Here is a 5,813-nt window from a genome sequence, read left to right as displayed (position 1 = left end):
CTGGGCATGCTCTCCCTGGTCTTCTGGTCCATCACGCTGATTACCACGGTCAAATACGTCCTGGTGGCCATGCGCATCGACAACAAGGGCGAGGGTGGCATCTTCGCCCTGTACACTCTGGTCCGGCACTACGGCAAATGGCTGGCCATCCCTGCCATGGTCGGCGGCGCAGCTTTCCTGGCTGACTCGGTGCTGACCCCGGCGGTCTCCATATCCTCGGCAGTCGAAGGCCTCAAGACCATCCCCGTCCTGACTCCGATTTTCCGTGAAAACGGAAATCTGACCATGGTCATCACCTTCGTGATCATCCTGATCCTGTTTGCGGTCCAGTCGCGTGGAACCGAGCGGATCGGCAAGGTCTTCGGCAGCGTGGTCATGGTCTGGTTCGCCTTCCTGGCCCTGATCGGCATCTACTGCATCGGCAACGACTGGTCCATCTTCGAGGCCCTGAATCCGGTCTACGGCATCCGCTTCCTCTTCAGCCCGCAGAATCCGGTGGGTCTGACCATCATGGGCACGGTCTTTCTGTCGACCACGGGAGCCGAGGCTCTTTATTCTGATATGGGCCACGTGGGCCGTGGCAACATCTATGCCACCTGGCCCTTCATCAACGTCGCCCTGGTCTTCAATTACTTCGGCCAGGGGGCCTGGATCCTGCGCAACAGCGACAATAAGGCACTGCAGGGTGTGGACGGGCTCAACCCCTTCTTCCAGATGATGCCCACCACCGTGCGCTACGTGGCGGTGCTTCTGTCGGTGACGGCTGGTGTCATCGCCTCGCAGGCCCTCATCACGGGCGCCTTCACCATGGTCTCGGAGGCCACCGGACTCAACTGGATGCCCCACCTGCAGGTGCGCTACCCAGCGCGTACCCGCGGCCAGCTCTACATCCCCACCATCAACTGGGTCCTGTGCGTGGCCACGCTGACCGTGCTGGCCATCTTCAAGGATTCCGAACATATCTCGGCCGCCTACGGACTGGCCCTGACGGTGACCATGATCACCACAACCGTCCTGCTGGCCGACTACATCTGGCACGACGGCAAGCGGGCGCTCTCCCTGCTCTTCGCCCTGGTCTTCCTGGCCATCCAGATCCTCTTCTTCATGGCCTCCATGGCCAAGTTCATGCATGGCGGCTGGTTCACCATGCTGCTGACCGCGGCCATCCTCTATATCATGTACACCTGGGATGTGGGCACCAAGGTGGAGCGCTCGCAACGGCGGCATATGACAGCCAAGGAGTGCCTGCCCGCCCTGGAGATGCTCCATAACGACTTCCGTGTCCCCTACTATGCGGACAACCTGGTCTATCTGACCTCGGACGCGGAGATGCGACGGCTGGACACCGACATCTTCTTCTCCATCTTCGCCAACCGGCCCAAGCGGGCCCGGGCCTGGTGGGCCGTCTCGGTCCAGACCACGGACGCCCCCTACACCCGCAAGTATTCGGTGGAGAACTTCGGCACCAACTATCTCTTCCGTGTGCGCATGAGGCTGGGCTTCAAGGTGGATCAGAACGTGGCTACCTACCTGCACCAGATCATGCACGAACTGATCGACAGCGGCGAACTACCCAAGCAGCCCTCCATCTACCCCAAGGTGGACGAGGATCCACAGATCGGTACAGTCACCTATGTACTGGTCCACAAGGCCCTGATGCCTGAGTCCAAGATCGATTCTCGTGGTGCCTTCTCGCTGAAGGTCAAGTACGCCATCCGCAAGGTGGCGGGCTCGCCGATCAAGTGGTTCGGCCTGGCTCCCTACAACCCCATCGTGGAAGTGCAGCCCCTGTTCGTCTCCACCCGGGCGGTTCCCAAGCTGACGCGCGTAGTCCTGCCAACTCGCAAGATCAAGGGCGGCAAGCGCCACAAGGGCTGAGTGAGTGGAATCTCACCCTATGGAGCTTGGCCCAAATCGGGTCCGGGCCATAGAATTGACGGCATGGAACCTGGTGCCCGGCCTTTCCGGGCTACCGTCGAAAGGTGATGTGATGACACAAGCTCAAGCCAATATCGGAGTCGTGGGTCTGGCCGCCATGGGCGCCAGTCTGTCCAGGAACCTGGCGCGGCACGGCAATACCGTAGCGGTCTACAACCGCCACTATTCGCGCACCGAGACCCTGATTCACGATCATGGCCAAGAGGGCCAGTTTGTTCCGGCAAAGACGCTGCAGGAGTTCGTGGCCTCGCTGACCAAGCCTCGCACGGCCATCATCATGGTCAAGGCCGGGGACCCCACCGACCAGATGATCAATGACCTGGCCGACCTGATGGAGCCGGGAGACATCATCGTCGATGCCGGCAATGCCTACTTCAAAGACACCATCCGCCGGGAGAAGGCCATCCGGGCCCGTGGGCTGCACTTCGTAGGCTGCGGCGTCTCCGGCGGCGAGCAGGGCGCACTCTTGGGGCCCTCCATGATGCCTGGCGGGACCGATGAGTCCTGGAAGACCCTGGGACCCATCCTGGAGTCCATTGCCGCCAAGGTCGATGGCGAACCCTGCGTCACCCACATCGGCACTGACGGCGCGGGCCACTTCGTCAAGATGGTCCACAATGGCATCGAATATGCCGATATGCAGGTGATCGCCGAGTCCTATGACCTGATGCGTCGCGGTCTGGGCATGGAACCCGAGGCTATCGCCCAGGTCTTCGAGGAGTGGAACCAGGGGGATCTTAATTCCTACCTGGTGCAGATCACTGCCGAGGTGCTCCATCACACCGACGCCACGACTGGCAAGCCCTTCATCGACATCGTCACCGACCAGGCCGGCATGAAGGGTACCGGCACCTGGACCGTGCAGACCGCGCTGGATCTTGCCGTGCCCGTGACCGGCATCGGCGAGGCGGTCTTCGCTCGCGGACTTTCTTCTTCGCCCGAGCTGCGCAGCCAGGCTGCCCAGGAGGGCCTGAAGGGTCCGCAGCCCAAGGCTGTCATGGCTGATCTGGCCGCCGACCCCGAGGCCCGCAAGTCCTTCATCGAGGACATTCGCCAGGCCCTCTATGCTTCCAAGATCGTGGCCTACGCCCAGGGATTCAACGAGATGCAGGAGGGAGCCCGTGTCTATGGCTGGAAGCTGGACATGGGTGCCATCGCCCGCATCTGGCGCGGCGGCTGCATCATCCGGGCCAAGTTCCTGAACCGAATCTCCGATGCTTACGCCTCTGGCCGTGAGCCGGGCTCCCTGCTCTTCGATCCCTTCTTCAAGCAGGCGGTCGAGCAGGCCCAGGACTCCTGGCGGCGTGTCGTGGCCCGCGCCACCCAGGCCGGTATCCCCATCCCCGTCTTCGCCAGCTCTCTGTCCTACTACGACGGGCTGCGTTCCGATAGGCTCCCCGCCGCCCTGATCCAGGGCCAGCGTGACCTCTTCGGCGCCCACACCTATGGGCGCGTAGATCAGCCAGGCGCCTTCCACACCCTCTGGGCCGAGGACAAGTCCGAGATCAAGCAGGACTGAGCTTCTCGCCAGAATCGCAAGGGTCCGCACAGTCGCTAGGACGGCAGCGCGGACCCTTTAGTCTTCCGGTCAGCGGATCTTGGCTGTGGATTCCCGGACCACCAGCCGGTATGCGGCAGTCGTCCGAGTGGGAGGACGATCATCGTCCTCGCCCTGCAGACGGGCCAGGAGGGCATCCACCGCCTTGCGGGCCAGGTCCTCCTTGTCGGTGCTGATGGTGGTCAGCGAAGGGATATAGGATTCTCCCTCCTGGATGCCGTCGAATCCCATGACGGCAAGGTCCCGGGGGACCTCCACGCCGCATTCGTGCAGTCCTCGGATCAGGCCCAGGGCCAGGGAGTCGGTCATGCAGAAGATGCCGTCGAAGGGCAGGCCGGACGTGTCCGCCAGATGATGGCCCAGGTCGCGGGCCATTTCCCCGTCCCAGCGGTCCAAGGGCAGGAAGTCTTTAGGCCGGGCCGCGATTCCGGCGGCTGTCAGGGCCTTGAGGCAGCCGGCCACCCTGCGGCCGCGGACCGAGTGCCGTTGGACCGGATCGGTGCTGGCCGTCATGTCGGCACCCACCACGCCTATTCGTCGGCATCCGCAATCCAGCAGATGCTGCACAGCCATAGCAGCTCCCTCGAATCCGGCCGTCATGACCGAGTCGAAGACCGGCTCGGCTGAGGGGTCGTCCAGCAGGACCAAAGGCTTGCCGTCGGCCAGCTCCTCCATCTCCTCATTGGTGATGCTGCCTGGACTGAAGATGGTGCCGTCGCAGAGCTGGCTGGTCACATGTCGCAGGATGGAGACCTCGTCCTGTTTGGAGTTGGAGGTCTGCTGGATGATGGCCTGCATGCCGTGGGCGTTTATCTGCCGGGAGATGGCCGCGCTCATCTGCGCGGGGTAAGGCTTGTCCAGCTCGAAGATGGCCACGCCGATGATGCCGCTCTTGCCTGAGCGCAGGCTTCTGGCCGACAGGTTGGCCGAGTAGCGGAGCTTGTGGGCGGCAAGCAGGACCCTGCGCCTGGTGTCATCCGCTATGCGTGTATCGCCTCGAAGGGCATAGGAAGCAGTGGCCCGAGAGACCTGCGCCTCCTTGGCCACGTCGCTCATCGTCACCATCTCGCACCTTTCCCGGGGTTCAGCCATTATCTTAGGCATGTGGGTGGCCTTATCAATATATAATTGACACGATTCAATCGACGTGCTATACCATATCTTGACAGCAGTTGAATCGTGTCAATTCCCGGGTCTCGACGTTGAACAGCCCGGACGGATGTTCAGAGGATTGATTGCAAGGAGGAGTCATGAAGCTGAAGCGAGCATGGAAGGGCATAGCTGCGGCGCTGGGGGTCGGCATGTTGGTGTCGGCCATGGGTGCCTGCGGGGCTGGTGGCGCTGACGGGTCCAAGACTACGCTGACCTTCCTGTCATGGAACAACGAACAGGTGATGAGGCCATATATCGACCAATTCGAGCAACAGAACCCAGGGGTCAAGGTGGACTTCAGCTACTCGCCGCCGACCCCCGAGTACATCCAGACCCTCCAGACCCGGCTGGTCGGCAATCAGGCCCCGGATGTGTTCATCATCACCTCCGAGAACAAGGCTGACCTGATCAAGAACGGCTACGTGCGGGACCTGACCAATGAGCCCTTCATGCGCAACATCTCTCAGGCCAACAAGGACTTCGTCAGCCATCAGGGCAAGGTCTACGGCATGTCCGTGTCCTCCTGGGCCTCCGGCATTGTCTACAACAAGGACCTGCTGGCCAAAGCGGGCGCCAAGGAGGTTCCGGATACCTGGGACGGGTTCCTGCAGCTGTGCAAGAAGCTCAAAGCCGCCGGGGTCACGCCCTTTCTGGAGACCATCGCCGATGGCCCCAGCAGGATCCCCGACGCCTTCATGGGCTCGCAGTTCGACAGGGACAAGGTCGATGTGACCAGCCTGATTGACCGCCGTCCGCAGAGGCCGGGCAGCGACCAGCGCGAGGCGGCTGCAGCCTGGATGAAGCTCTACGACCAAGGTTTGGTCACCCGTGACACGGTCGGCATCAGCGGCGACGACATGAAGACCCAGTTCATCAACGGCCAGGTAGCCATGATCTGCACCGGCCCCTGGGACCTGCCATCCATCGGCCAGGCTGGGCTCAAGTATGGCATGGCGCCCATGCCGCTCATGGAGAAGGGCATGGTCAACTACGCCCAGGGATCGCCATCGCCTGCCTACGCCATCTACTCCCACCTCAACGGCGACAAGCTCAAGGCGGCCCAGAAGTTCCTGACTTTCATGGATGGCCACTGGGCCCTGCAGCGTTCGGCCGACAACGGGGATGCCATCACCGTCCAGGGGTTCAAGGCCAAGGTCAAGCCCGA

Annotated in this window: 4 protein-coding genes; 3 read left to right on the top strand and 1 reads right to left on the bottom strand. The window is 62.3% G+C overall.

All coding sequences use genetic code 11. The annotated features are described in order from the left end of the window. Positions 1 to 1,878: KUP/HAK/KT family potassium transporter (locus AC0AP0_RS07960; RefSeq protein WP_490430076.1), on the top strand; the 1,878-nt coding region annotated here is incomplete at its 5' end. 112 nt (positions 1,879 to 1,990) lie between these two features. Continuing rightward, complete coding sequence (gene gnd / locus AC0AP0_RS07955; protein ID WP_490430075.1) at positions 1,991 to 3,457, top strand: NADP-dependent phosphogluconate dehydrogenase; 1,467 nt, start codon at positions 1,991 to 1,993, stop codon at positions 3,455 to 3,457. Between the two features lie 69 nt (positions 3,458 to 3,526). On the opposite strand, the gene AC0AP0_RS07950 is transcribed toward gnd, so the two are convergent. Beyond that, the gene (locus AC0AP0_RS07950; protein ID WP_490430074.1) at positions 3,527 to 4,561 is read right to left on the bottom strand and encodes a LacI family DNA-binding transcriptional regulator; all 1,035 of its coding nucleotides are present in this window, start codon (positions 4,559 to 4,561) and stop codon (positions 3,527 to 3,529) included. Positions 4,562 to 4,746: 185 nt separating this feature from the next. Here AC0AP0_RS07950 and AC0AP0_RS07945 point away from each other — a divergent pair. Then, a partial coding sequence (locus AC0AP0_RS07945; RefSeq protein ID WP_490430073.1) for an ABC transporter substrate-binding protein occupies positions 4,747 to 5,813 on the top strand: 1,067 nt, incomplete at its 3' end.

The organism is Bifidobacterium sp. POST2/T3 (B1), assembly GCF_058197115.1.
This window is presented reverse-complemented; position numbering and strand designations above follow the sequence as displayed.